Origin of the sequence: Mycobacterium colombiense (assembly GCF_001665835.1) — a bacterium.
Taxonomy (GTDB): domain Bacteria; phylum Actinomycetota; class Actinomycetes; order Mycobacteriales; family Mycobacteriaceae; genus Mycobacterium; species Mycobacterium colombiense_A.
Genome location: NZ_LZSX01000085.1, coordinates 62603 through 87087 on the forward strand (window position 1 = coordinate 62603; position 24485 = coordinate 87087).

The window sequence follows — 24485 nt, forward strand, 5'->3', positions numbered from 1 at the left end:
CAACGCCGCGCCGGCCTCGTCGATGAAGCCATCCCATCCTAGTGCGGGGGGTTCACCCCGGTTCCGGCAAGGACCTATTCGTGCTCGCCGCGGGTGTCGATGATCTGTTGGGCGATGTCGACCAGTTTTATCTGGTTCTCCTGCGAGAGCATCCGGAGCAAGTCGAAGGCCCGCACGTCGTCTACGCCGAAGCGTTCCATGATGATGCCCTTGGCCTGACCGATCCGGTCTCGCGTAGACACCGCCGAATACAATTGCTCCGCTTGGCTTCCGGCCAGGATCGCCGCGGCGGCGTGCGCGGCGAACACGGAGCCGATGGTCTCGGCTTCGGCGTCCCACACATTGGCTTGATGGCTGAACAGGTTCAGTGCGCCGGCGGTGCGGTCCGCGGTGTACAGCTTGAAGGACAGGCTGCTGAGCACACCGAGCTCCACCGCGGCCGGCGCGTACTTGGGCCAGCGTGACTCGTTGCGCAGGTCATCGCTGCGCACAATCGTCTCCTGCAGGGCGGCCTCGGCGCAGGGCCCCTCGCCGAAGTCGTGCTGCAGCTTGTCGAGCTCCGCGGCCAGGCCGTCGGTGTCGGCCAGCGATTCGAACTCGCCGCCCTTTCTCACCAGCAGCACACCCGCGATGTCGACGCCCGGTATCACCTCCACGGCCATGGCGGTCACCTCGGCGAGCACCTGCTCGAGTCGGCGCGGCGCGGCGATCCCGCGGGCGAGCTCGGCCATTCGCACGGCCAGGTCGTGGTGGGAGCCCGGGTCTGAAACGTCCATAGGACCCCGATTCTGCATGATTTGCCTAGTACCCGTAACCGTACGGTCGAGATCGGCGTATAAGTCGCGCGTTTAAAAACTGCCCGCCCCCCGAGTTTGGTGCAAAAGGCCCTGGGTATCCGCCGTCGACAACCCGATCTCGATCCTCCAGGGAGGCCCCAGTGTTTGTGCACAACAAAGATCTTCAATTCGAGGTTCGGGTCGATCGACCCGATCCGCGCTTCGCGTCGCTGCTGATGGAGCAGTTCGGTGGCGCCAACGGCGAACTGACCGCCGCGCTGCAGTACTTCACGCAGGCTTTCGTGCTGCGGCAAAAGAATCCGAAGATGTACGACCTGTTCATGGATATCGCGACCGAGGAGCTGAGCCACCTCGAGATGGTCGGATCGATGATCACGATGTTGCTCGACGGGCTCAACGACGACCTCAAGATCGCCAACGAGAAATGTGACTGGATGCCGGCGGTGGCGTCCAACGGCGGCGGGCGGGACGGCCTCATCCACTCGGTGTCGGTCAACCCGCTGTTCCTGGTCCTCAGCGGCGGTGGGCCGGACGTCAAGGATTCCGGCGGAAACAACTGGACCGGCGCCTACATCGACGCCAACGGTGACCCGACCGTGGACCTGCGCAACAACGTCGCGGCGGAATCGCGCGCCAAGATCGTCTATGAATACCTCAAGCAATTCACCGACGACCCCGGCGTGCAGGACACGCTGACGTTCCTGATGACGCGTGAGGTGGCGCACTATCAGCAATTCAGCGCCGCACTCAACGAGCTGCCGGTGAACTTCCCGCCCGGACAGTTGCCGGGTGACCCGCGCTTCCAGAACGTGGCATTCAACATGTCCAACGGTGGCGGCGAGTCGATCCGCGGCCCGTGGAACCAAGGCCAGGGGCCCTGGCCCGAGGGCATGGAATGGGAGTACGTAGAAAAGCCCGAAGAACAATGGCTGGGCGGCACCACGCGCAAGAACACCGGCGCCGCGGAGAACCCGCAGGGCTCACCGGCCGTCAACGCCGAGAAGCCGTTCACCCACGAACAGCACGTTCCCACAGGGTAATTGGAACCGGAAAAGGCCGGGCGCCAAAGTAGTCGGCGCCCGGCCTCCGGTGTCAGTGCATCTGTGGATCGGGCGGATTGTCCTCGCCGCGGCCGGTCACCGCGTCGCGCACATGGTCGACCACCGCCGCACCCATGCCCACCGTTTTCAGCACCGCGGGGTTCGGCGGGGTGCCGGGATGCGGCCGGGTCGGGGCGATCTTCTTCCCGGCCTCCAGCTTCTCGCCGATCTTCTCCAAATCCGCACGGCTGAGCACTGTTTCGACTTGTGGCCAGACCTCGTTCTGTTCGTAGGCGATGTGTTCCCGGCCCGCCTTGACGAATTCCTGCAACGCATCGTGGTAATCGGGATCGCCCGGCTTACCGTCCTCGAGGCGCTGCAGCAGCTTCTTGCCGGCCTGTTCCTGCTCGAGCGCCTTGTCGACGAGTCCGTCACCGATCGCTTCGCGGACCGCGGGCCAGAAGAACTGCTCCTCGATCGCTTCGTGCTGCGACTCGGCGATGATGAGGTTGTTCACCATGGTCTCCAGGCCGCTCGCCTGCGCACCGGAGCCCGACGGCGCGCCGTCGAGCGTCTCCAACAAACCGAGCACACTTTTGTGGTCCTGACGAAGAAAAGTGATTGCGTCCATGCCGTGCCTTCCAGTTGGGGCTGTTAGAAGTTGCGTGCGGATACCCGGAGCGGCGGCGCCGAAACGCTAGGCGGCCGAGGTTCGTTCAGCGCAACTTCGGTAAGACGTTGGCGCGGTAGAACTCGATGGCGACGACGGGATCGTCTTGGGGAAAGTGCAGGAACGGGACGGCACCGGCGTCCAGCACCCGCTGCACGGCGTCGACGTGTGGAGCCGGGTCGGTACCGACGGTCCAGCCGGCCAGCACCTTGTCGATGGGGTTCGACTCGGCCGCGCGCTGGATCTCAACGGGATTGGGCTGATCGACGGCCCCGGCCGTGAAACGCCAGAGCGTGGCCGCCCGAGTGGCCTCGGCGTTGTCGCCGACGACCGCGAACAGTTCGGCGCGCTTGCCCAGCGTGGACGGGTCACGGCCGGCCGACTGCGCACCGGTAGCGAAGGCCGCCAACAGTTTTGGGTTGGTGACATCGCGGGCCTGGGTGATCCAGCCGTCCCCGCGCTGTCCGGCAAGCTTCGCGCTTTTCGGGCCGGCGGCGGCCACAAAGATCGGTGGTGGCGTGGTCGGAACGTCGTAGAGTTTCAACGAGTTCGTCTGGAAATAGCGGCCGGAGAACGAGATTCGCGTGCCGCTCCACAGCTGGCGGATGAGGTCGATCGCTTCGGCCAGCCGGTCGTGGCGCTCGGCGTAGTTGCCGTAGGCGTTGGTGGTGGCCTGTTCGTTGAGGTGCTCGCCGGTGCCCACCCCCAGAAACACCCTGTCCGGGTTGAGGATCGCCAGGGAGGCGAACGCCTGGGCGACCGTGGCGGGGTGATACCGGTAGGTCGGACACGTCACCCCGGTGCCGAATGAAACGTGACTGGTGCCGCTGCCCACCAGCGCCAGCGTCAGCCAGGGGAACATCGCATGGCCTTCGTTGTCCTGCCACGGCTGGATGTGATCGCTGGCCCACACGTATTGAAAGCCCGCCTGTTCGGCCGCCTGAGCCTGTGCGACCAGCCGATCGGTGCGGAACTGTTCGTGGGAGAGCACGAATCCCACGCCCTTGCCCGCCGGTGGTGGACCGCTGGACTTGCCATGGTCGCCGGCCGGTTTCGCGCATCCGTCGGCCACCCCGACGGACCCGAGCATGCCCGCACCGGCCGCCACCCGCCCGAACGCTCGCCGCGAGATGCCGGTCACCGGATCGGCATACCCGTCCCACCGGGCCTCACACGCACTAGCGTGTTGCGGATGACCCCGCAGGTCCGACCGGCAGTCAAAGGCGATGTCCGCGCGCTGTCGCGCACGCTGGCGCGCGCGTTCTACGACGATCCGGTGATGATCTGGCTGATTCCCGATCAGGACAAGCGGACCGCGCACCTGGCCCGCCTGTTCGCGACGATGACGCGCCACCACCACCTGTCCCGCGCGGGCGTGGAGGTGGCCTGCGCGGACGCGGGTATCGCCGCTGCGGCGCTGTGGGATCCGCCCGACCAGTGGCAGGAGACGTCTCGCGCGCAGCTGGCGATGACCCCGACATTCATCCGGGTGTTCGGCCTGCACTCGATGCGAGGACGCGCGATCCAGGACTTGATGAAGAGCGTGCACCCCGCCGAACCGCACTGGTATCTGGCCGTGATCGGCAGCGATCCGGACGTCCGTGGCAAGGGATTCGGTCGGGCGTTGATGAGGTCGCGGCTGGACCGCTGCGACGCCGAGTACTGCCCGGCCTATCTCGAGTCGAGCAAGCCCGAAAACGTGCCCTACTACGAGCGATTCGGCTTCACGGTCACCCGCGAGATCGCCCTGCCCGATGGTGGTCCGACCCTGTGGGCCATGTGGCGCCCGCCGCGCTAGCGGATAGACGGATTGGCGCTCTGCCCGCGTTTAACCCCCCGATGGGGCGGGCAACCGTTTTGGCATGAGCGATAACCCCCAGGCGGACGAGCTGGTGGATCCGGCGGACTTCCCCGAAGAGGGCGGCCCGGGTGACACCCTGAATGCGAGCGAAGGTACCGACTCGGACGAGCTGCGCAATGACGACGGCGACATCGTCGTCGACCCCCCTGAGGACTGGAGCGAGGCCAACCGGTTCGGCATGACGGCCAGGGAGGAGCGCGAGGGCGAATCCCTCGATTCGCGGTTGGCGGCCGAGGAGCCCGACGTCCCCGATGCCATCGAGCCGGTCGACGACAAACCGCGGCGCGCCCATCGGGGCCAGATCGACGGCACGCCCGAAGATGGTGACTCGCTGTACGACGTCGTCGACGAGTAAGTCAGTGTTCGGCTGTTTACTGCAGCTATCGCACTCAGGGTGTGCTGCGCCAGCCGGCGATGCCGGTCGCGATCATCCGCAGCTGCTTGACCGCGAGCCGGCGGATGTCTTCGGTCGCCGCGGTGCTCTGCGAATCCTCGATGGCCTCCGCGATCACGATCATGGCGTTGACGAACAGGGTCGCCAGCACGTTGAGATCCTCGGTGGTCCACTTGTTCAGCCCGGGGAATCGCGCCAGGTCGGTGGCCAGTTCGGAGGTGATCAGCCGGATCTCGGTGCGAATGGCGTACCGCAGCACCGACAAGCCGCTGTTGCGCTCGCGGCCGATGAGCCGCCAGTGTTCGCGCCTGTCGGCGACGCTGGCGACCAGGATCTCGACGGACGACTCGATCACCCGGTTCGGGTCGAGCTTGCCGGCACGGGCATCACGCAGGGTGTCGCGCAGGCTGCGGAACGACTCGTCGATCAAGACCAGGCCGAGGGCCTCCATCGATTCGAAATGCCGGTAGAACGCGGCCGGGACGATCCCGACCTCGCGGGTCACCTCGCGCAGGCTCAGGCTGGAGAAGCTGCGGTCCTGCAACAGCTTGAGTGCCGCGGCGATGATGGCCCGCCGGGTCGCCTCCTTGCGCTCCTCCCGTGACTGGCTTTCGCGCGAGCGCTCGCGGACGGAGCCGCGCCCGCGTGAGCTAGGAGTACGGCTGTTCACTGTGTGAACCCTACCACAGCTAGGCATTAAACCCTTGACTGCATGGGTGCCGTGGCAGCACGGTGTACATATGTTCACTCAAACCGCTCAAGCTTCTGGCCGAGTCCTCGCGCGGACCCTTCGGCAGCGCGTGTTGGGTTCAGAGCTGTTGGACCTGCTGACCGGTCCACACGGGGTCGACCGCTACACCGAGCTGGTGGCGCCGACGTGGACGCTGGGCGAAGCCCGCGCCAAAGTGACCGACGTGCGCCGGAGCACCCCGCGCAGTGTCACCCTGACCCTGACCCCCAACGACACCTTCCTGTCCGCCCACAGCCTGAAGGCCGGCCAGTTCGTCAACCTCACCGTCGAGATCGACGGCCGCCGGCACAGCCGCTGCTATTCGCCCGCCAATGCCGAGGGAACGGCCAGCCTCGAGTTGACCATCGGCCGGCACGAGGGCGGCCTGGTCTCGAACTATCTGTACGAACACGCCCGCCCCGGCATGGTGGTGGGTCTGACGGGCACCGGCGGTGACTTCACGCTGCCGGCGCGCGGACCGCAAAGCCCGCAGCGCATCCTCTTCGTTTCCGGGGGTAGCGGTATCACCCCCGTCCTGTCGATGGCGCGCACCCTGATCGCCCGGGGCCATCCGGGCGAGATCGCATTCATCCAGTACGCCCGCACGCCCGCCGAGGCGTGCTACCGCGACGAGCTGGCCGCGATGGCCTCGGTGCGGGTGCTGCACGGCTATACCCGATCCGACGACGGCGACCTCACCGGGCGGTTCGGTCCGGAGCACCTGGCCGCCGCGATGCCGTCACCCGATGCGGTATTCGTCTGCGGTCCAACGCCTCTGGTCGAGGCCGTCCAGTCGCACTGCGACAACGTGTACACCGAGAGCTTCGTGCCGCCGGGCTTCGATGCGCCGGCGAATCCGTCTGGCGGACGAGTCACGTTCGCCGACAGCGGAGTTGACATCGTCGACGACGGGCGGCCGCTGCTGGAGCAGGCCGAATCGGTGGGCCTGACGCCCGAAAACGGATGCCGGATGGGCATCTGCCACACCTGCACGCGGCGCAAAACCGCCGGCACCGTGCGCAACCTGGTCACCGGCGCGGTCTCGACCGCTCCCGATGAGGACGTGCAGATCTGCGTGTCCGTTCCGGTCGGTGACGTGGACCTGTCGCTGTAAAAGGCCATCACAGCCCAAAACGCTTGGAGGACGAGCAATGTCAAACGACAAGATCACCCTGACGCACGAACAGGCCGATGCATTCGGCCGGGAACTCGACGCCATCAAGGAACGCGTGATGGCAGAACTCGGCGAACAGGACGCCGACTACATTCGCCGCGTCATCAAGACGCAGCGCGCGCTGGAAGTCGGTGGGCGGGCGCTGTTGTTCGCCGGATTCCTGCCGCCTGCATGGCTGGCCGGAACCACGATGCTGGGCCTGTCGAAGATCTTGGACAACATGGAGATCGGCCACAACATCATGCACGGCCAGTACGACTGGATGCGCGACCCGGCCATCTCCGGACGCGCCTTCGAGTGGGACACGGCGTGCCCGGCCGATCAATGGCGGCACTCGCACAACTACATGCACCACACCCACACCAACATCGTGGGGATGGACCGCGACATCGGCTACGGAATTCTGCGGATGAGCGAGGACCAGCGGTGGCAGCCTTACTTCCTCGGCAACCCGATCTACGCGTTCCTGCTGATGGTGTTGTTCCAGTACGGCGTCGCGCTGCACGAGCTGGAAACCGAGCGCATCCGCTCCGGTGAGATCCGGCTCGAGGACAAGCGCGAAGTCCTTCGGGCCATCTGGAAGAAGACCCGTCGCCAGACCCTCAAGGACTACGTCGCCTTCCCGCTGCTGGCCGGGCCCGTCGCGCCGTTCGTCTTCACCGGTAACCTCACCGCCAACCTGATGCGCAACGTGTGGTCGTACATGATCATCTTCTGCGGCCACTTCCCGGACGGCACACAGGAATTCACCGTCGAAGAGACCAAGGACGAGTCGCGCGGCATGTGGTACTTCCGCCAGGTGCTCGGTTCGGCGAACCTCACCGGCGGCAAGCTCTTTCACCTGCTGTCCGGCAACCTGTCGCACCAGATCGAGCACCACCTGTTCCCCGACATGCCGGCCCGCCGGTACTCCGAGATCGCGGCCGAGGTGCAGGAGATCTGCGAACGCTACGGCATCCCGTACAACCGCGGTCCGCTGCTGCGCCAGTTCGGTACCGTCGTCCGCAAGATTGTCCGGCTGACCTTCCCGGACTCCTGGGTGCAGAAGGCCGGTTCCGAGAAGTCGCCCGAGCCCGAGCCGGTCGCCGCGTAAATCCACGCGGGCGGGGCATTGCCTCGCGCCGGGACAAGGGGACAATGAGGTCCGTGGAATGGACCGGCGCGCGCTATGCGGATACCCCGACAGTGGAAGCTTCGACGTGGATCGACGCCGACCCGGCCCGGGTCTGGAGCCTGGTCTCCGATATCGCGCTGATGCCCGCGTTCAGCAGCGAGCTGAAGTCCGTGGAATGGGCGGAGGGATCGGACGGCCCGCGGGTCGGCGCGCGCTTCATCGGACACAACGAGCACGACGCGTTCGGGCAGTGGAGCACCACCTCACAGATCGTCGCCTGCGATCAGCCGCACGAATTCACCTGGGCCGTCGGCGAAGCCGACGACCCCGCGGCGATGTGGCGATTCCGGCTGGCGCCCCGCGACGGCGGCACGGTCCTGAGCTACTGGATGCAGATGGGGCCGGGCCGCTCGGGCCTGTCGGTGGCCATCGAGTCGATGCCCGACAAGGAGCAGAAGATCGTGTTCGTGCGGCTGCGCGAATTCGAGGGCGCGATCGGCAAGACCCTGGCGGCGATCAAACGGCTGGCCGAACGCGGAGTGCATTGATGCGGACGGCCACGACGGTCGAGCTGTCCGGGGCGGGGAGTGAGGCCGCTGAGGTCGTGGCGTTGGCCGTCGAGGCGGAGAAGCTGGGTCTCGATGTCTGCTGGGTAGCCGAGGCGTGGGGCGCGGATGCGCCGTCAGCGCTGGGCTATCTGGCGGCCCGTACCGAGCGGATGCTGCTGGGTTCCGGCGTGCTGCAGGTCGGCACCCGGTCGCCGGTGATGGTCGCCCAGACCGCGATCACACTGTCCAATCTCTCGAACGGGCGATTCCTGCTCGGGTTGGGCGCCTCGGGCCCGCAGGTGATCGAGGGCCTGCACGGCGCCTCGTTCAGCCGACCGCTGGTACGCGTCGCCGAGACGATCGACATCGTGCGGCAGGCGTTCGCGGGCGGGAAAATCTCTTATGCCGGTAGGGAATTCGAGATCCCGCGGCCCGGCGGCGAGGCGGTGCCCATGCGGTTGTCGAACCGCCCTGAGCACCCCATTCCGGTGTACCTGGCCGCCCTGTCACCGGCGATGCTGCGGTTGACCGGACGGGTCGCCGACGGCTGGCTGGGAACCAGCTTCGTCCCCGAGGGCGCCGGCGACGCCTACTTCTCGCACCTCGACGACGGGCTGGCCGCCGCCGACCGCACCCGCGCCGACATCGACGTCTGCCAGGGCGCCGAAGTCGCCTTTGCCGCAGACGAAGACCAGCTGCGGGGCATGGTCGCGGGCCGTAAGAAGGAGCTGGCCTTCAGCCTCGGCGGCATGGGCTCGTCGAGCACGAATTTCTACAACCGCGCCTACAGCCGGCAGGGCTGGGCCGACGTTGCCGCCGAGGTGCGCGAGCGCTGGCAGCGCGGTGACCGGGACGGGGCGGCCGGCCTGGTGACCGACGAGATGGTGCTGGCCACCACGCTCATCGGGACCGAGGAGATGGTCTCCGCGCGCCTGGCGGTGTGGCGCGACGCCGGCGTGAACACCGTGCGGCTGTATCCCGCGGGCGAGACGCTGGACGCCAAGCTGGAGACGCTGGGCCGGGCGATCGAACTGGTCCGCCAGACCTAGCTCACGTCGGTGGGGGCGTCGGCCGCCTTGACGAGTTGCACCTCGGGCCGCTGCGGCACGCCGTCGGCAAGGAACCACCGAAAAGCCAGGTTGCCGCGCGGATAGCCCAGCGTGGTGAGCGAATTCGGGTGCGCCGTCTTGCCGGCGGACAAGACGACCGTCACGGAACCGTCGCTGTTGAGGACGGCGCTGTGACCGTTCAGGGAGCATCGGGCGTCCTCCGGGCCGACCGTGGCCATGAACTGGTTCCACACCACCAGGTTCCAGAACCTGCACGGCGGCGGCCGGTGCGTGATCACCAGCGCCTCGTCGTCGTTTAGCACGAAACTGCCGTAGGAGTAGCAGGCGTCGCGCGCCGACCAGCCGAAGTTGGCGTCGGGCACCTGATAGGGGTCGGCGAAAGCGTTGGCGGCATGGGCGGTTTCGTGTCCCAGGGCATGCTGCTCGTCAACCCGGTTCCCAACCGCCAGTGGCACGATGGCGAACATGGTCCGCAACCAGGTGGCGGCCGCGCGCAGGCTCGCCGCGGTCTCGGCGTCACCGTGCCGGATCGGGTCGGGCTCGTCGAGCGCCTCGATGTGCCACGTGACGGGGCGCCCGGTCAGGGGATCGGCCTGATAGTCGCGGGTCATCAGCACGGCCGCGTCGGGCGTGGCGGGAAATTCGAAGGTGAAGTTGCCGTCGGCGTCGATATCGAGGTCGGTGTCGCGGACGATCGCGACGACCCGATCCGACCAGGCGCCCGGCGTGGGCTCGTTGTAGGCCGTCACCGAAAAGTACACGCTGTCACCCTTGTTCCCGCTGATCCGGTACCGGCGGGCGGGATCGACCGGGCAGATGAAGTAGTAGGCATCGGTGTTGTCCCCGCCCCAGCGGCGGTCGCGGCGAAAGGGAGTGTTGACCGCGACGAACTGCGGCCGGCCCGGCTCGGGAAACAGGTAGGTGTCCATGGCCACACCAAGGGTGGCGGCCAGCATGCGGTAGCCGTCGGCGATGTGTCGGTCGTCGGTGACCGCGCGGTCACCCTCCAGGAATGAGTGACCCAGTTCGCCAAGGGTTTTCAGCAGGTCCTGCCACGCCTCGGTCGATTGGTGCGTCATGCGCTGATTCCTTTCAGGAGCAACCTGGTGGTGCGATCGACCCACGCATCGTCGAGTTCGGTGGCGCGGGTGAGCAGGGCTACCAGCGTGATGCCGGCGATGGTCTCGGCCAGTTCGGCGGCGGTCACATCCGGTCGCAGGTCACCGCGCGCCGCGGCCGCCGCCAGCCAGTCGGCGAGGCCGCCGCCGATGACGCCGGCGAAGCGCTCCAGCAGCGCCGAATGCAGCGTCGGATCCGCGGCCATCTCGCCGATCAGCCCCGGCAGGGCCGACCTGGCGGCCGGCGTGGTGAGGAAAGCCATTGTGCGGCGGACCATCTCGCGCAGACCGTCGGCCGTGGACCCGGTATGGGGGATGGCGGTTCCGGCGCCGATCGGGAACACCGCCTCGTGTACCAGGTGCGCCTTGCTGGGCCAGCGCCGATAAATCGCGGGCTTGCTGGTGCCCGCCCGCTCGGCGATGGCGGAGACCAGTAAGCCGGGGTAACCGGTTTCGGCCAGCAGTTCGACCGTCGCGCTCAGTACCGCGGCGTCGATCCGCGGGTCACGGGGTCTGCCAAAATCCACTACCATTACGAAACTCAGAGTAACATAAGTCGCCGTGACCGTTCGCCTTGACGACCTCGCCTCACCCCGGTTCAGCGCCGAGGGTCAGCAGATTCTGGACATGATGACCATGATGGCCCCGGAGTGCCCGTTGGATGCCGGCGCGCTGCACGCAAAGGCCAGTGCCGACACCGGTTTGCACGATTTCGGCCCCGACGACTACCGCGAACGCCTCGATGTCTACCTCGCGGCACTGCGCGAGATCGACGGGTTGCACGGCGCCGGAGTGGTGAACTTCTACGGTCAGCTGCTGCAGGTCCTCAAGAACCGGCTGCTGCTGACCGACCTACTGAAGCGCCATCCCGAGATCAACGAGATCGAACTGCGCTCGCCGGTGGTCATCGCCGGGCTGCCCCGCACCGGCACCACGCACCTGCACAACCTGCTGGCCGCGCCGCCGACCTTCCGCACCATGCCGTACTGGGAAAGCAACGAGCCGTTCCCGATGCCGAATGAAGCTGGCGTGCAACCAGATCCGCGGCGAACCCGGATGGACGTCGCGGTCGGCGTGATCAACATGGTGATGCCACATTTCCCGCTCATGCACGAGATGACCACCGACCACGTCCACGAAGAGATCCAGCTGCTGGCCAACGATGTGTCCACGATGCTGCTGGAGACGCTCGCCGATGTGCCCCGCTGGCGTGACTACTACCAGGCTCACGATCAGACGCCGCACTACCAGTACCTGGCCACTCAACTCCGGGCGATGCAGTTCCTGCGCGGCGGACGGCGCTGGCTGCTCAAATCGCCTCAGCATCTCGAGCAGGTGCCCGTCCTGGATCGGGTGTTCCCCGACAGCATCGTCGTGTTCACCCACCGCGACCCGGTGCCGGTGGCGCTGTCGATGATCGCGATGATCACCTACTCCGCGCGCATGCACCGCTCGCCGGTGCCGGTGGAGCAGATCGCCAACTCGTGGATCGACCGCCTCGACCAGATGCTCACCGCGCTCATCCGCGACCGCGACACCATCGGCCCGGACCGCTCGATCGACATCCGGTTCGACGACTTCATGGCGGACCAGCTCGGCGTTGCCGAGCGGGTATACGCCCTGGCCGGCGAACCGTTCACCGATGAGGCGCGCGCGGCCATCGGCGACTACCTCGCGGGCCACCGGCGCGGGCGACTGGGCAATGTCGAGACGTCCTACGAGATGTTCGGGCTGGACGAGGGCAACCTGCGCGAGCGCTTCGCGCCGTATGTCGAGCGGTTTCTGGCCTAAGTCTTTCCGACCCGCTACGTTCTCAATTCATGGTCACTATGCCCGCGCTGGACGGTGTGGAACACAGGTACGTCGACCTGGGAAACGACGTGACGATCCACGTCGCGGACGCGGGGCCGGCGAGCGGGCCGGCGGTGATGTTGGTGCACGGCTTCCCGCAGAACTGGTGGGAATGGCGCGAGCTGATCGGGCCGCTGGCCGCCGACGGCTACCGGGTGTTGTGTCCGGACCTGCGCGGCTCGGGCTGGAGTTCGGCGCCGCGCACCAGCTACACCAAGGACGAGATGGCCGACGATCTGGCCGGGGTGCTGGACCGCTTGGGCGTCGCGACGGTCAAGCTGGTGGCCCACGACTGGGGCGGACCGGTCGCGTTCATCATGATGCTGCGCCACCCGGAGCGGGTGACCGGATTCTTCGGCGTGAATACCGTTGCGCCGTGGGTGAAGCCGAGTCTGTCGACGCTGCGCAATATCTGGCGGTTCTGGTATCAGATCCCGATTTCGCTGCCGGTCATCGGGCCGCGGGTGATCAGCGATCCCAACTCCAGGTTCGTCCGAATGCTCGGGTCATGGGTCGGCGGTGGTTACACCCTGCCCGAGGACGACACCCGCTTGTACATCGAGTGCATGCAACAGCCCGGCCACGCGGAGGCCGGTTCGCGGTGGTACCGCAGCTTCCAAACCAAAGAGATGCGCAAGTGGATGCGCGGCCAATACAACGATGCTCGCGTCGACGTCCCGGTCCGCTGGCTGACAGGCACCGAAGATCCGGTGATCACGGCGGACCTCACCGACGGATATGCCGATCACATCGATGATTTCGAGGTCGAGCTGGTCGACGGCGTCGGCCATTGGATCGTCGACCAGCGTCCCGATCTGGTCCTGGACCGTGTTCGCACATTTCTCGCCGAAAAGTGAAGCAGGTGAAGGCTTTTCGGCGCCGCCCTTAGTCGACGCCGATGGTGACTTCGGTCGATTTGATGAACACGGTCGCAGTCTGCCCGACCTTGAGGCCGAGGTCCGTCGCGGCATCCTTGGTGACTGACGACGTGATGACCTGGTCGCCGCCGTCGAGCGCCACCTTCACCACGGCCATCACGGTGCCGAGTTCGACCTCGGTGATGGTCCCCCTGAGCTGGTTTCGAGTCGAGAGCCGCATCGCAGGATCCTCCAAGTCGGAACGGGTGGGTCTGCGGTGAGCCTAGCCCTACCAGGCCGGACCTGGAATGGCTTGTGAGACTTTCACTTACGGGGACGCACGGGGCTAATGGCGCGGGCCGAGCAAGGCTACGGATGCATCCACGGCCGGTTCCACGATTTCTCGGACCGGTTTACCGTCTTCGACCGCAAGTGCGGTTAGCTCCCGCAGGCCCCCCAACAGGATCACGGCCAACGGCGCCGTCACTGGGGGCAGCTCGGCGCGCCGGAACCCGGGACTGGCGCTGAGGTCGATCAGCAGGCTGGTCAGCAACTGCAACCCGCGGCGCTGGACCGGGCGAGCGGCCGCACCCAGCGATGGCAGTTCGCGGATCCAGCTCAATGTAATGGCCGGCCGGGCCTCGATGTATCCGACATAGGCCTCGACGGCTTGGCGGATCTGCACGTGCCAATCGGCCTCGGGATCGACCGAGGCCGTGATCTTGGCGCCCAGTTTCTCGATGTCGACGGCCAGCAGCTCGAGAAAGCACTCTTCCTTGCCGGCGAAGTGGTCGTAGAAGGTTCGCTTCGAGGTGCGCGCGGAGCGGACGACGTCGGCGACCGTGCTGGCGCGGTAGCCGCGCTCGGTGATCGAGGTGGCGAGTCCGTCGAGCAGCCGTTGCCGAAACGGATCCGGCTCGGTGGGTGCCCCGCCCGCGACCGCGTCGGCGGCCGTCGCTGTCACCGCTGATGTCACGCGGGCGCCCCTTTCGGTGAGTGCGGCACCTTGTCAGGCTTGGTACTTCAGGGTACCGTACTCAGAAGATGCTGCGGTACATCGACGTACCACCCCGGAGCCGGGGCAGATGCTGGGAGAAACCATCGTCATGAGCCAACAAGTCGCCGCCCCGCCGACCGCCGTCAAACTGCCTCCGGCCGCCCGAATTCCCAAGGTGCTTCAAGGTTTTGGCTTCGCGATGTCGCGTCGCTGGATGATTCAACGGCTGGCGCGCCGCCACGGCGACGTCTTCACCCTCAACCTGCCGATGTACGGGCGCGTCATCGCCGTGGGTGACCCGCAGCTGGCCAAGCAGATCTTCACGACCAGCCCCGAGGAACTCGGCAACATCCAGCCCAACCTGGGCAGGCTGTTCGGCACCGGGTCGGTGTTCGCGCTCGAGGGTGATGCGCATCGCCAACGGCGCCGGCTGTTGGCGCCGCCGTTCCACGGCAAGAGCATGAAGAAGTACGAAAGCATCATCGAAGAAGAGACCTTGCGCGAGATCGCCGACTGGCCGGAAGGCGGCCCGTTTGCCACGCTGCCGCCGATGATGCGGATCACGCTGAACGCCATTCTGCGTGCGGTTTTCGGCGCGGAGGGCGCCGAGCTCGACGAGCTGCGCCGGCTCATTCCGCCATGGGTCACCCTGGGCTCGCGATTGGCGTCGGTGCCGATGCCCAAACGCGACTACGGCCGGTACAGCCCGTGGGGCCGACTGGCCGAATGGCGGCGCCGGTATGACCGGGTCATCGACAAGTTGATCGACGACGAGCGGGCCGATTCGCACTTCGACGAGCGGACCGACATCCTGGCGATGCTGTTGCGCACCACCTACGAAGATGGTTCCGCCATGTCGCGCAAGGACATTGGTGATGAGCTGCTCACCCTGCTGGCCGCCGGACACGAAACCACCGCATCCACGCTGGGCTGGGCGTTCGAGCGGATAAGCCGGCACCCCGACCTGCTCAAGGCGCTCGTCGAGGAGGCCGACAACGGCGGCAGCGAGCTGCGCCAGGCCACGATCTTGGAGGTCCAGCGGGCCAGGACGGTGATCGACCTCGCCGGTCGCCACGTCTACCCCGAGACCTTCCACCTCGGCGAGTGGGTGATTCCGCGTGGCGATTCGATCATCGTCGGAATCGGGCAGATTCACAGCAACCCCGACGTGTTCCCCGACCCCGACCGTTTCGACCCGCAACGTTTCCTCGGGACCAAACCGTCGGCGTTGTCATGGATTCCGTTCGGTGGCGGAACCCGCCGTTGTGTCGGGGCGGCGTTCGCCAACATGGAGATGGACGTTGTGCTGCGGACGGTGTTGCGCCGTTTGACCATTGAGACCACGGACGCGCCCGGCGAGCGGTGGCATGGCCGCGGCGTCGCGTTCACGCCCAAGGACGGCGGCCGGATTGTGGTGCGCCGGCGCTGAACTCGCGCCGCACAGTGCCGCGGAGGAGCCCCGTCGCTACTGGCCAGCAGTCGCCCGGCGCGGCAGTTTCCAGCCCGGGCGGATGAAGTGGCAGGTGTATCCGTTGGGATAGTGCTGCAGGTAGTCCTGGTGTTCGGGTTCGGCTTCCCAGAAGTCGCCGGCCGGGCTGACCTCGGTCACCACCTTGCCGGGCCACAGCCCGGACGCGTCGACGTCGGCGATGGTGTCCAGCGCGATCCGCTTCTGCTCGTCGTCGAGATAGAAGATGGCCGACCGGTAACTGGGTCCCCGGTCGTTGCCCTGCCGGTCTTTCGTTGTCGGATCGTGGATCTGGAAGAAGAACTCCAGCATCGTGCGGTAGTCGGTGACCGCCGGGTCATAGACGATCTCGATCGCCTCGGCGTGGGTGCCGTGGTTGCGGTAGGTCGCATTGGGGACGTCGCCGCCGGTGTAACCGACCCGGGTCGAAACCACGCCCGGCTGCTTGCGGATCAGTTCCTGCATCCCCCAAAAGCAGCCGCCGGCGAGAATCGCTTTCTGGTTGGTCATCGTTCGTCCTCCATAACCGGCAACAATGACGCCAGGTTACACTCCGCCGATGAGCTGCAATGGTGCCGCGAAATCATGAGCACGCCAAAGTTCTCGCGTAGCGAACTGGCCGCCGCCTTCGAAAAATTCGAAGCGACCGTCGACGCGGCGGCGCAGTCGCAGGACTGGGACGCGTGGGTCCAGCACTACACACCCGACGTCGTGTACATCGAGCACGCGGCCGGCACCATGCACGGCCGCGACGAGGTCCGCGAGTGGATCAGCAAGACGATGGGCAGCTTTCCCGGCAGCCACATGGTCGCGTTCCCGTCGCTGTGGTCGGTGATCGACGAGCCCACGGGGCGCATCATCATGGAACTCGACAACCCGATGCGCGATCCCGGCGACGGCACCGTCATCGGCGCGACGAACATCTCGATCATCACGTACGCCGGCGACGGCCTGTGGCGTCAGCAGGAAGACATCTACAACCCGCTGCGCTTCGTGCAGGCCACGATGAAGTGGTGCCGCAAGGCCCAGGAACTCGGCGCCCTCGACGAGGACGGCGCGCGATTCATGGAGCAGTACGGAGGCGGCCAGTGAGCACGAAACCCAAACTTGTCATCGGCGCCAACGGCTTTCTGGGCTCGCATGTGACCCGCCAACTCGTCGCCGACGGCCACCAGGTGCGGGCCATGGTGCGCGAGGGCGCGAACACCCGCTCGATCGATGACCTTGCGCTGACCCGGTTTCACGGCGACGTGTTCGACACCGCCGTGCTGCGGGAGGCGATGGACGGTGTCGACGACGTCTACTACTGCGTCGTGGACACCCGCGCGTGGCTGCGCGATACCGCGCCGCTGTTTCGCACCAACGTCGAAGGGCTGCGCAACGTTCTCGACATGGCCGTCGCGCAACCCGACCTGCGCCGGTTCATCTTCACCAGCACCTACGCGACCGTGGGCCGGCGCCACGGACACGTCGCGACCGAAGAGGACATCGTCGGCACCCGCGGGTTGTCGGACTACGTCCAGTCCCGGGTCCAGGCCGAGAACCTGGTCATGCGCTACGTGGCCGAGGCGGGGCTGCCCGCGGTGGCGATGTGTGTGTCGACGACGTACGGCGGCGGCGACTGGGGCCGCACCCCCCATGGCGCGTTCATCGCCGGCGCGGTCTTCGGCAAGCTGCCCTTCACGATGGAGGGCATCCAACTCGAAGTCGTCGGTGTAACCGACGCCGCCCGGGCGATGATCCTGGCCGCCGAACGCGGGCGCATCGGCGAGCGGTACCTGATCTCCGAGCGGATGATCGCGTTGAAAGAGGTGGTCCGGATCGCGGCCGAGGAGGCCGGCATGCCGGCGCCGCGGCGCTCGATCTCCGTCCCGGTGCTGTATGCGATGGGCGCGCTGGGCAACCTGCGGGCGCGCCTCACCGGCAAGGACGCCGAGCTCAGCCTGGCGTCGGTGCGCATGATGCGTGCCGAGGCGCCCGTCGACCACAGCAAGGCCGTCCGCGAATTGGGCTGGCAGCCGCGCCCGGTCGAGGAATCCATCCGCGAGGCGGCCCGGTTCTGGGCCGCGATGCGAGATGCCAAAGGTCGGAGCACAACCCCAGGCTGAACACCACGCCGACCGCCGTTCAGGACGCGGCGCGGGCGCTTGGTGTGGGGCTAGCCTCGCGGTGTGACTACCGCGCGAATACCCGTCGATCTCAGCGGGGCGCCCCAGACCATGCTGGCGACGTTCTACGCCAAGGCGCTGGACGCCGATTTCCCGAAACCGATCCTGGGCGATCGGTATGCGAAGGAGATCGTCGATCGCATCGACTACGACTGGAAGAAAACGACCATCACCCCGCGGCGGGCGCCGTCGGTGACCACCCGGTCGGCGCACTTCGACCAATGGACACGCAAATTCCTTGCCGCGCATCCGCGTTCGGTCGTGCTGCACCTGGGCTGCGGGCTGGACAGCCGATTCTTCCGCTTGCAGCCGGGACCGGACGTCCAGTGGTACGACATCGATTACCCCGAGGTCGCGGCGCTGCGAACCCAGCTTTACCCGAGCCGCGATCACTATCGCGTCATCGCCGCCTCGGTCACCGACCCGGCATGGCTGGCCGAAATCCCCGCCGACCGTCCGACGCTGATGATCGGTGAGGGGCTGACCATGTATCTCACCGAGCAGGACGGCACCGCGCTGCTGCGCCGGGTGGTCGCCCGGTTCGGTTCGGGTGAGCTGCAGTTCGACGTGTTCAATTGGCTCGGGATCAAGTCGCAGTGGCTCAACACCGTGGTGCGACGGTCGGGGTCCACGCTGCGCTGGGCGATCAACGGGCCCGACGACATCATCGAAGCCGTGCCAGGGGTGCGGCTGCTGGCCTGGGAACGATGGTTCGAGTCGTACACCTTCGCGCAGTTGCCCCGCTCGTCCAGAATCCTGGGCAAGGTCATGTCGCAGTTTCACGCGGTTGCCAACATGTCGCAATACCACCGCTACGCATTCGGTCCGCCGGACGGGAAGCCTTGACCACGGACGCGCGTTGCACAACCGTAAGGCGTCTAAGGAGGAACCACCATGGCCCACCCGGAAATCAAAGAACCCAGCGCAGGGCACCCGATCACCATCGAGCCGACCAAGGGGCGGGTGCAGGTACGCGTCAACGGCGAGCTCGTCGCCGACACCACCGCCGCGCTGGAGTTACGCGAAGCCACTTTACCTGCGGTGCAATACATTCCGATCACCGACGTGGTGCAGGACCGGCTCACCCGCACGGACACCAGCACGTACTGCCCCTTCAAGGGCGACGCCAGCTACTACAGCGTGACCACCTCGGCCGGTGACACCGTCGACGATGTGATCTGGACCTACGAGCAGCCGTATCCGGCGGTCGAAAAGATTGCCGGGCATGTCGCGTTCTACCCCAACAAGGCCGACATCAGCGTTTCGGCTCAGTAGGGGATCCACCCGGGAAGTGCGGCCGCGACCGCACGGGTGTCGCTGTACACGCGCATCGAGACGATCAGCCCGTCGCGGGTGTCGAAGATGCACACGAACGGGCTGTCGTACTCGACGCCGTCGGACGTGGTGCCGGTGGCCTGCGCCTCCACCACAACGGTCTCTCCCTCGTTGACGCAGCGCTCCAGGTCGATGGTCAGTTCGAGTTCTTGTTTGCGGCGCTCGACCCCACGCCGAAATGCGTCCTTGTCGCAGGGGGTCCGCGTGTAGAGCGTCCAGTAGGTGAAGTCGTCACTGAGCAGGGCGAAGCCCTCGTCCAGATCGCCGCCGTCGCTGGTGCTCTGCAGGAACATCCAGGCCAGTTCACCCTGCGGGTCATCGAACGGCGTCATCACAACGCAATACTGACCTGGGACGCAGTTCACGGTCAATCAGAGCAGTCGGGGAGTCATCAGGTGCAGACCGCGCGCACGGTCGTGTTTCCCGGAGCGGTCAGCTTCGGGCACACGTTGGCGCCCCTTCGCCGCGGCCCCGGGGATCCGTGCTTCCGGGCCCTGGGTGACGGCTCGATCTGGCGCACCAGCCTGCTGCCCAGCGGGCCCGTCACGGCCCGGATCAGCCGCGTCGGGCCCAACGCCGCGCACGCTGCGGCGTGGGGCGGCGGCGCGCAGGAGTTCGTCGAAATGCTGCCCGCCATGTTGGGTTTCGAGGACGATGACTCGGATTTCGTGCCGCGGCATCCGACGGTTGCCGCCGCCTACCAACGGGTTCCGCACCTGCGCCTGGGCCGCACCGGGCTGGTGCTGGAGGCCTTGATCCCGGCGATCATCGAGCAGCGGGTGCCCGGCGCCGATGCGTTTCGCTCGTGGCGGGTGCTGGTGGCGAAGTACGGGACGCCGGCGCCGGGCCCCGCGCCGGACGGGATGCGCGTCATGCCGCCGGCCCAGGTGTGGTGGAACATCCCATCGTGGGAGTTTCATCGCGCCAACGTCGACCCGCGGCGGGCGCAGACCGTGGTGACCTGTGCGCGGCGGGCCCCGTCGCTGGAACGGCTGGTGTCGCGGCCGACGATCCAGGCGCGTGAGGCGTTGATGTCGCTGCCCGGTGTGGGGGAGTGGACCGCCGCCGAGACCGCACAACGCGCCTTCGGCGACGCCGACGCCGTGTCGGTGGGTGACTACCACATTCCCAAAATGATCGGCTGGACATTGCTGGGCCGCCCCGTCGACGACGCAGGCATGCTCGAACTGCTCGAGCCGATGCGGCCCCACCGCCAGCGCGTGGTCCGGCTGCTCGAAGCCAGCGGACTGGCATACAAGCCCCGCCGCGGGCCGCGACTGCCGGTGCAGCAAATCCACTCGCTTTGATCCGTCGCGTTTTTCAGCTGGGCCATCGGGTACCCAACGGGCAACTAACCGTGTGCGAACCCCATGGATGGGAGCGAGGAAAGAAGCGATGACTCAGTTCACAATTCCGGGATTGACCGACAAGCAGGCAGTGCGACTCACCGAACTGCTGCAAAAGCAACTGAGCACCTACAACGACCTTCATCTGACGCTGAAGCACATTCACTGGAACGTGGTCGGCCCCAACTTCATCGGGGTGCACGAGATGATCGACCCGCAAGTGGACGCGGTTCGCGGGTTTGCCGATGATGTTGCCGAACGCATTGCGGCCCTTGGTGCTTCGCCGCAGGGAACGCCCGGTGCCATCATGAAGGACCGCTCGTGGGACGACTACTCGGTCGGCCGCGACACGGTTCAGGCGCATCTGGCCGCGCTGGACCTCGTCTACACCGGTGTCATCGAGGACATCCGCCAATACATCGACGAGACAGAGGAACTCGACCAGGTGACCCAGGATCTGCTGATCGGCCAGGCCGGCCAGTTGGAGAAGTTCCAGTGGTTCGTCCGGGCGCACCTGGAAAGCGCCGGTGGCGAGCTGGCGCACAAGGGTAAGAGCACCGAGAGGGATGCCGCAAGCAGTGCTCGTGGCAAATCCTGATGCGCCGCCTTATTGACGGGGCTCCGACTCGGCGCTGCGTGAACCATTCTTGGGCACCAGGACATTGATCCGGTCGCCCGCTGCGAGTCTCACGGCAGGCTGGGCGTCGACGAGTCGCCGGTTGTGCACCACGGATACCGGGAGGTGGCCTGCAGGCCATTCGAGGTCGTGGAGCTTGCGCCCAACGGCGACCGAATCGGCTGCCAGAGTGTGCTCGACGATGCAGTACCCGTCGAGCTGACTTCGCGGATCGTGTTCGGTGTCGGGCGCTTGCGGGTCGCCCCACTCGTCGCCCCGACGGCCGGCGGTGATGCCCGATTCGAGATCTGTGACATACGCGCCGACCGCCCGCAGCACGTTCTGATTGGTCAGCCACCCCCGAACATGCCGTGCGTCGGTGTCGATCACCGGCAGGCCATCGCGGCCGTAGAGGACGAGCTGACGCAAGGCTTGGGCAAGGCTGTCGTTGGCAAACAGCGCCTGTGGTTCACGGATCCGGGTCACGGGGCCGAGCAGCGCGGTCCAGTCGTGCGTGGCATCACCCGCCGGATGGGTCAGGTCGAGCGGTGTGGTGAATGAGTGCATAGCCTCGGCGACCGTGAGGCCGGCGAACGCATGCGTGGGTGCGGGGCGATCGATGTCGATGCCCCGGCGTAACAGCTTCGCGGTGTAGATGGTGCCGTAGGAAAGCCCGCGCGACACGGTGGTCCCGACGGCCACCGCCAACATGACCGGCAAGGTAAGCGTGAAGTCGCCGGTCATCTCGACGGTGCTGGCCAGCGCCGTGAGCGGGGCTCGCGCAGCCGACGCGAACACCGCGCCCATGCCGACGATGGCGTACAGCGCCGGATGCCCGACCGCCGTGCCGATGACGTGCTGCACGATGAGCCCGAAGGCCATGCCCGAGGTTGCCCCGACGAACAGCGAGGGAGCAAACACGCCGCCGGAGCCGCCGATCCCGATGGTCAAGCTGCACGCCAGCATCTTTCCGGCGGCGAGGATCACCAAAAACCACAGCGCGTAATGGCCGGCGAAGGCGGCGTACATGACCGGATAGCCGACCCCGTACAACTGGGGCACGGCGAGCAGCAGTAGGCCAAGCACGATCCCACCGACGGCGGGCCGCGCCCAGTCCGGTCGCCCTCCCCATAGCCGGTCGCACACGTCCTCGGTCTTGTAGAGCACGTTCTTGAAGACGATCCCGAGCAGCCCGGCGATCGCCGCGAGAAGCGCCACCAACAGGTAGTTGGCGATGTGATTGAGTTCGATGCCTTCCGGGAGCTGGGTGAGGAAGGGGGCGGAGCCGAAGAACACGCGGGCGATCACGTCGGCAACCATTGCCGAAAGCATGATGGTGAAGATCGCTTCGACGGAGAGTTCGCGCAGGATCAGTTCGACGGCGAAGAACACACCGGTGATGGGAGCGTTGAACGTTGCTGAGATGCCGCCGGCGGCGCCGCAGGCCACCAGCACCCTCAGCCGGTTCTCCGGCATCCGCACCCATTGACCGAAGCCTGACGCCAGCGCGGCGCCAATTTGCACGATCGGCCCTTCCCGACCGACGGAGCCCCCGGTGCCGATGCACATCGCTGACGCCAGCGCCTTCACGACCGTCACCTGGGGCCGGATACGGCCGCCGTTCTCTGCGACCGCGATCATCACTTCCGGCACGCCGTGGCCCCGCGCCTCTCGCGCGAACCGACTGATCAGCGGGCCATAGAGCAACCCCCCGATGACGGGGATGACCGCATAAAACCCGACGCCCAGCCAAGGTAGATGATCGCTGGCGACCCAGCCGTGTTGACCGAACTCGTCGTGCCCTGTTGCCAGCCAGGTGAAGCCAAAGACCAAATACCGGAAAGCCACGGCGCCGAGCCCGGCGCCGATTCCCACCACAATCGCCACGCAAAACAATCCAAGGCGGTTCGACCGCGTCCAGCTGGCGACCTGTCCGACGGCATTGGACATTGTCAGCCGCGGCCGAGCCGGATTACCCGCCGATTTGTTCTGCCCCATTCCCGTCGCCTTTCTCGGCGGCCTTCTCGTTTCTCGGCGGCCTTCTCGCATCGTCGTTCCAGGTCATTTCCAGTTCGTTTCGGGTTCGTTTCGGAGCCACATCGACCATCTCAACAGCCGGTACAGACGACGACATATCTCTCGGCAAATATTGCCTCATCAAACTATCGCCCGCACTGCCGCCGTGATGGTCGGGGATCGAACGGACCGGGCGGAGCGTCGGCGCGACCGGGCGAACGGAAGTGCACTACTGCCCGCGGTCACGCCGCGTGTGATGTTTCCGCGGAATAAGTGGACCCCAGTCCGGTTATATGGGGTGTTCACTATATGAGGAGGCCAGATGCCTGCAGTTACGGCTAACACGCTGACGTTGCCACGAGTCAGCGGTCCCGGCCCCGCCGATACCGAGCGGCCGGTCCGATCGATCACCACCGGCCCTCGTGGCTACGAGGGCGAGGGTTTCCCGGTGGTGCGCGCTTTCGCGGGAGTCAGCACGGCCGCGTTGGATCCCTTCGTGCACATGGACCAGATGGGCGAGGTCGAGTACCAGCCGGGGGAGCCCCGCGGCACCGACTGGCATCCGCACCGCGGCTTCGAGACCGTCACCTACATGCTCGACGGGAAGTTCGCGCACCAGGACTCGCACGGTGGTGGCGGCCTGATCGCCGACGGCGCGACGCAGTGGATGACGGCCGGCTCGGGCATCCTGCACATCGAGACACCGCCGGCCGAGCTGGTCGATAGCGGCGGGCTCTTCCACGGCGTCCAGCTCTGGGTGAACCTGCCCAAGAAAGACAAGTTCGCGGCCCCGCGGTATCAGTCCATCGAAGGCGGCGACGCCGCGTTGCTCGCATCCGATGACGGCGGAGCGCTGATCCGCATCATCGCCGGCGACATCGACGGACACCGGGGCCCCGGTGTCACCCACACCCCGATCACCTTGGCTCACGCGACCATCGAGAACGGGGCCCAGCTCAACATCCCATGGCGGCGCGACTTCAATGCGCTGGTCTATGTGTTGTCCGGCAGCGGATACGTCGGCCCGGTCGCTCATCCGATCCACCAGGGCCAGCTAGCGGTCCTGGGCCCCGGCGATCGGATCACCGTGGGAGCCCGGCAGGTCCAGGATTCCGGCCCGACGGTGGTTCACGGAGCCATTGATTTGCTGCTTCTGGGCGGTCGCCCGATTCGCGAGCCGGTATTCCACTACGGGCCTTTCGTGATGAACACCCGCGCGGAATTGATCGAGGCGCTCGAGGACTACCAAGCCGGAAAATTTGGCACCATTCCGCCAAATGCGCTAATGCCGCACCACGGGGGTGGCACACTCTAG

Annotated in this window: 28 protein-coding genes; 17 read left to right on the forward strand and 11 right to left on the reverse strand. The window is 66.5% G+C overall.

All coding sequences use genetic code 11. The features are described 5' to 3' along the window. Positions 1-74: 74 nt before the first annotated feature. On the reverse strand, positions 75-776 hold the full coding sequence (locus A5760_RS20490; protein ID WP_064884142.1) for a GAF and ANTAR domain-containing protein: 702 nt from the start codon (positions 774-776) through the stop codon (positions 75-77). 161 nt (positions 777-937) lie between these two features. Between A5760_RS20490 and A5760_RS20495 the strand changes: the two genes are divergently transcribed. Next, positions 938-1837: a manganese catalase family protein gene (locus A5760_RS20495; RefSeq protein ID WP_064884144.1), complete on the forward strand. Its 900-nt coding sequence runs from the start codon at positions 938-940 to the stop codon at positions 1835-1837. Positions 1838-1889: 52 nt separating this feature from the next. On the opposite strand, the gene A5760_RS20500 is transcribed toward A5760_RS20495, so the two are convergent. Next, positions 1890-2468 (reverse strand): hemerythrin domain-containing protein, encoded by a 579-nt coding sequence (locus A5760_RS20500; protein WP_064884146.1) that lies wholly within the window; start codon positions 2466-2468, stop codon positions 1890-1892. An 85-nt stretch (positions 2469-2553) separates the two neighbouring features. Further along, positions 2554-3648 carry a F420-dependent hydroxymycolic acid dehydrogenase gene (locus A5760_RS20505; protein ID WP_064884148.1) on the reverse strand — a complete coding sequence of 365 codons (1095 nt, stop codon included), beginning with the start codon at positions 3646-3648 and terminating at the stop codon, positions 2554-2556. Positions 3649-3699: 51 nt separating this feature from the next. Between A5760_RS20505 and A5760_RS20510 the strand changes: the two genes are divergently transcribed. Both A5760_RS20510 and A5760_RS20515 read left to right on the forward strand, forming a co-directional pair. Then, positions 3700-4305, forward strand: a complete 606-nt coding sequence (locus tag A5760_RS20510; protein WP_064884281.1) for a GNAT family N-acetyltransferase — start codon at positions 3700-3702, stop codon at positions 4303-4305. 64 nt (positions 4306-4369) lie between these two features. Then, a complete protein-coding gene (locus A5760_RS20515; protein ID WP_064884150.1) occupies positions 4370-4723 on the forward strand; it encodes a hypothetical protein in 354 nt (117 codons plus the stop codon). 34 nt (positions 4724-4757) lie between these two features. Here A5760_RS20515 and A5760_RS20520 read toward each other — a convergent pair whose 3' ends face one another. After that, a complete protein-coding gene (locus A5760_RS20520; protein ID WP_196772152.1) occupies positions 4758-5459 on the reverse strand; it encodes a TetR family transcriptional regulator in 702 nt (233 codons plus the stop codon). Between the two features lie 43 nt (positions 5460-5502). Here A5760_RS20520 and A5760_RS20525 point away from each other — a divergent pair, with 43 nt between their 5' ends. From A5760_RS20525 to A5760_RS20540, 4 genes are read left to right on the forward strand one after another with little or no spacing between them, the layout of a single operon-like run. Further along, positions 5503-6606 (forward strand): ferredoxin reductase, encoded by a 1104-nt coding sequence (locus tag A5760_RS20525; RefSeq protein ID WP_064884154.1) that lies wholly within the window; start codon positions 5503-5505, stop codon positions 6604-6606. 37 nt (positions 6607-6643) lie between these two features. Continuing rightward, positions 6644-7759 carry a fatty acid desaturase family protein gene (locus A5760_RS20530; RefSeq protein ID WP_064884156.1) on the forward strand — a complete coding sequence of 372 codons (1116 nt, stop codon included), beginning with the start codon at positions 6644-6646 and terminating at the stop codon, positions 7757-7759. Positions 7760-7803: 44 nt separating this feature from the next. Further along, positions 7804-8328 carry an SRPBCC family protein gene (locus tag A5760_RS20535; RefSeq protein WP_196772153.1) on the forward strand — a complete coding sequence of 175 codons (525 nt, stop codon included), beginning with the start codon at positions 7804-7806 and terminating at the stop codon, positions 8326-8328. Continuing rightward, positions 8328-9377: an LLM class flavin-dependent oxidoreductase gene (locus A5760_RS20540; RefSeq protein WP_064884160.1), complete on the forward strand. Its 1050-nt coding sequence runs from the start codon at positions 8328-8330 to the stop codon at positions 9375-9377. Before A5760_RS20535 ends, A5760_RS20540 begins: the two co-directional genes overlap by 1 nt. Here the strand turns inward: A5760_RS20540 and A5760_RS20545 are convergent. Further along, complete coding sequence (locus A5760_RS20545) at positions 9374-10477, reverse strand: DUF1214 domain-containing protein (protein WP_064884162.1); 1104 nt, start codon at positions 10475-10477, stop codon at positions 9374-9376. The genes A5760_RS20540 and A5760_RS20545 overlap by 4 nt on opposite strands. After that, entirely contained in the window at positions 10474-11049 is a 576-nt protein-coding gene (locus A5760_RS20550; protein WP_064884164.1) for a TetR/AcrR family transcriptional regulator, read from the reverse strand. The genes A5760_RS20545 and A5760_RS20550 overlap by 4 nt, the downstream gene beginning before the upstream one ends. 28 nt (positions 11050-11077) lie before the next feature. Between A5760_RS20550 and A5760_RS20555 the strand changes: the two genes are divergently transcribed. Both A5760_RS20555 and A5760_RS20560 read left to right on the forward strand, forming a co-directional pair. Further along, complete coding sequence (locus tag A5760_RS20555; protein WP_064884165.1) at positions 11078-12307, forward strand: sulfotransferase family protein; 1230 nt, start codon at positions 11078-11080, stop codon at positions 12305-12307. A 29-nt stretch (positions 12308-12336) separates the two neighbouring features. Next, a complete protein-coding gene (locus A5760_RS20560) occupies positions 12337-13224 on the forward strand; it encodes an alpha/beta fold hydrolase (protein WP_064884167.1) in 888 nt (295 codons plus the stop codon). Between the two features lie 28 nt (positions 13225-13252). Here the strand turns inward: A5760_RS20560 and A5760_RS20565 are convergent, their stop codons facing one another. Together A5760_RS20565 and A5760_RS20570 are read right to left on the reverse strand one after the other, a co-directional pair. After that, the gene (locus A5760_RS20565) at positions 13253-13465 is read right to left on the reverse strand and encodes a TOBE domain-containing protein (protein WP_064884169.1); all 213 of its coding nucleotides are present in this window, start codon (positions 13463-13465) and stop codon (positions 13253-13255) included. A 105-nt stretch (positions 13466-13570) separates the two neighbouring features. After that, positions 13571-14188: a TetR/AcrR family transcriptional regulator gene (locus A5760_RS20570; RefSeq protein ID WP_064884171.1), complete on the reverse strand. Its 618-nt coding sequence runs from the start codon at positions 14186-14188 to the stop codon at positions 13571-13573. A 142-nt stretch (positions 14189-14330) separates the two neighbouring features. On the opposite strand from A5760_RS20570, the gene A5760_RS20575 reads away from it, so the two are divergent. Further along, entirely contained in the window at positions 14331-15650 is a 1320-nt protein-coding gene (locus A5760_RS20575; protein WP_064884283.1) for a cytochrome P450, read from the forward strand. 36 nt (positions 15651-15686) lie between these two features. Here the strand turns inward: A5760_RS20575 and msrA are convergent, their stop codons facing one another. After that, complete coding sequence (gene msrA, locus A5760_RS20580) at positions 15687-16199, reverse strand: peptide-methionine (S)-S-oxide reductase MsrA (RefSeq protein ID WP_064884173.1); 513 nt, start codon at positions 16197-16199, stop codon at positions 15687-15689. A 75-nt stretch (positions 16200-16274) separates the two neighbouring features. Here msrA and A5760_RS20585 point away from each other — a divergent pair, with 75 nt between their 5' ends. From A5760_RS20585 to A5760_RS20600, 4 genes are all read left to right on the forward strand, one after another. Next, positions 16275-16781, forward strand: a complete 507-nt coding sequence (locus A5760_RS20585; protein WP_064884175.1) for a nuclear transport factor 2 family protein — start codon at positions 16275-16277, stop codon at positions 16779-16781. Further along, positions 16778-17797, forward strand: a complete 1020-nt coding sequence (locus tag A5760_RS20590; protein ID WP_064884177.1) for an NAD-dependent epimerase/dehydratase family protein — start codon at positions 16778-16780, stop codon at positions 17795-17797. Before A5760_RS20585 ends, A5760_RS20590 begins: the two co-directional genes overlap by 4 nt. 78 nt (positions 17798-17875) lie before the next feature. Next, positions 17876-18703, forward strand: coding sequence for a class I SAM-dependent methyltransferase (locus tag A5760_RS20595; protein WP_064884285.1), 828 nt, complete (start codon positions 17876-17878; stop codon positions 18701-18703). A gap of 48 nt (positions 18704-18751) precedes the next feature. After that, complete coding sequence (locus tag A5760_RS20600; RefSeq protein ID WP_064884179.1) at positions 18752-19132, forward strand: DUF427 domain-containing protein; 381 nt, start codon at positions 18752-18754, stop codon at positions 19130-19132. Here A5760_RS20600 and A5760_RS20605 read toward each other — a convergent pair. Then, positions 19126-19527 carry a nuclear transport factor 2 family protein gene (locus A5760_RS20605; RefSeq protein WP_064884181.1) on the reverse strand — a complete coding sequence of 134 codons (402 nt, stop codon included), beginning with the start codon at positions 19525-19527 and terminating at the stop codon, positions 19126-19128. The genes A5760_RS20600 and A5760_RS20605 overlap by 7 nt on opposite strands. A 60-nt stretch (positions 19528-19587) precedes the next feature. Here A5760_RS20605 and A5760_RS20610 point away from each other — a divergent pair, with 60 nt between their 5' ends. Together A5760_RS20610 and A5760_RS20615 are read left to right on the forward strand one after the other, a co-directional pair. Continuing rightward, the gene (locus A5760_RS20610) at positions 19588-20499 is read left to right on the forward strand and encodes a DNA-3-methyladenine glycosylase family protein (protein ID WP_064884183.1); all 912 of its coding nucleotides are present in this window, start codon (positions 19588-19590) and stop codon (positions 20497-20499) included. An 88-nt stretch (positions 20500-20587) separates the two neighbouring features. Beyond that, on the forward strand, positions 20588-21136 hold the full coding sequence (locus tag A5760_RS20615; protein ID WP_064884185.1) for a Dps family protein: 549 nt from the start codon (positions 20588-20590) through the stop codon (positions 21134-21136). A 9-nt stretch (positions 21137-21145) separates the two neighbouring features. Here A5760_RS20615 and A5760_RS20620 read toward each other — a convergent pair whose 3' ends face one another. Beyond that, positions 21146-23041, reverse strand: coding sequence for a chloride channel protein (locus tag A5760_RS20620; protein WP_231122688.1), 1896 nt, complete (start codon positions 23039-23041; stop codon positions 21146-21148). A gap of 451 nt (positions 23042-23492) precedes the next feature. Here A5760_RS20620 and A5760_RS20625 point away from each other — a divergent pair, with 451 nt between their 5' ends. Further along, positions 23493-24485, forward strand: a complete 993-nt coding sequence (locus A5760_RS20625; protein ID WP_064884189.1) for a pirin family protein — start codon at positions 23493-23495, stop codon at positions 24483-24485.

Coding starts and splice junctions, on each gene's coding strand:
- A5760_RS20510 (WP_064884281.1), top strand. CDS start 3,700: ATGACCCCGCAGGTCCGACCGGCAGTCAAAGGCGATGTCCGCGCGCTG.
- A5760_RS20550 (WP_064884164.1), bottom strand. CDS start 11,049: ATGGTAGTGGATTTTGGCAGACCCCGTGACCCGCGGATCGACGCCGCG.
- A5760_RS20500 (WP_064884146.1), bottom strand. CDS start 2,468: ATGGACGCAATCACTTTTCTTCGTCAGGACCACAAAAGTGTGCTCGGT.
- A5760_RS20575 (WP_064884283.1), top strand. CDS start 14,331: ATGAGCCAACAAGTCGCCGCCCCGCCGACCGCCGTCAAACTGCCTCCG.
- A5760_RS20600 (WP_064884179.1), top strand. CDS start 18,752: ATGGCCCACCCGGAAATCAAAGAACCCAGCGCAGGGCACCCGATCACC.
- A5760_RS20615 (WP_064884185.1), top strand. CDS start 20,588: ATGACTCAGTTCACAATTCCGGGATTGACCGACAAGCAGGCAGTGCGA.
- A5760_RS20530 (WP_064884156.1), top strand. CDS start 6,644: ATGTCAAACGACAAGATCACCCTGACGCACGAACAGGCCGATGCATTC.
- msrA (WP_064884173.1), bottom strand. CDS start 16,199: ATGACCAACCAGAAAGCGATTCTCGCCGGCGGCTGCTTTTGGGGGATG.
- A5760_RS20565 (WP_064884169.1), bottom strand. CDS start 13,465: ATGCGGCTCTCGACTCGAAACCAGCTCAGGGGGACCATCACCGAGGTC.
- A5760_RS20545 (WP_064884162.1), bottom strand. CDS start 10,477: ATGACGCACCAATCGACCGAGGCGTGGCAGGACCTGCTGAAAACCCTT.
- A5760_RS20520 (WP_196772152.1), bottom strand. CDS start 5,459: ATGCCTAGCTGTGGTAGGGTTCACACAGTGAACAGCCGTACTCCTAGC.
- A5760_RS20560 (WP_064884167.1), top strand. CDS start 12,337: ATGGTCACTATGCCCGCGCTGGACGGTGTGGAACACAGGTACGTCGAC.
- A5760_RS20625 (WP_064884189.1), top strand. CDS start 23,493: ATGCCTGCAGTTACGGCTAACACGCTGACGTTGCCACGAGTCAGCGGT.
- A5760_RS20525 (WP_064884154.1), top strand. CDS start 5,503: ATGTTCACTCAAACCGCTCAAGCTTCTGGCCGAGTCCTCGCGCGGACC.
- A5760_RS20515 (WP_064884150.1), top strand. CDS start 4,370: ATGAGCGATAACCCCCAGGCGGACGAGCTGGTGGATCCGGCGGACTTC.
- A5760_RS20585 (WP_064884175.1), top strand. CDS start 16,275: ATGAGCACGCCAAAGTTCTCGCGTAGCGAACTGGCCGCCGCCTTCGAA.
- A5760_RS20535 (WP_196772153.1), top strand. CDS start 7,804: ATGAGGTCCGTGGAATGGACCGGCGCGCGCTATGCGGATACCCCGACA.
- A5760_RS20540 (WP_064884160.1), top strand. CDS start 8,328: ATGCGGACGGCCACGACGGTCGAGCTGTCCGGGGCGGGGAGTGAGGCC.
- A5760_RS20490 (WP_064884142.1), bottom strand. CDS start 776: ATGGACGTTTCAGACCCGGGCTCCCACCACGACCTGGCCGTGCGAATG.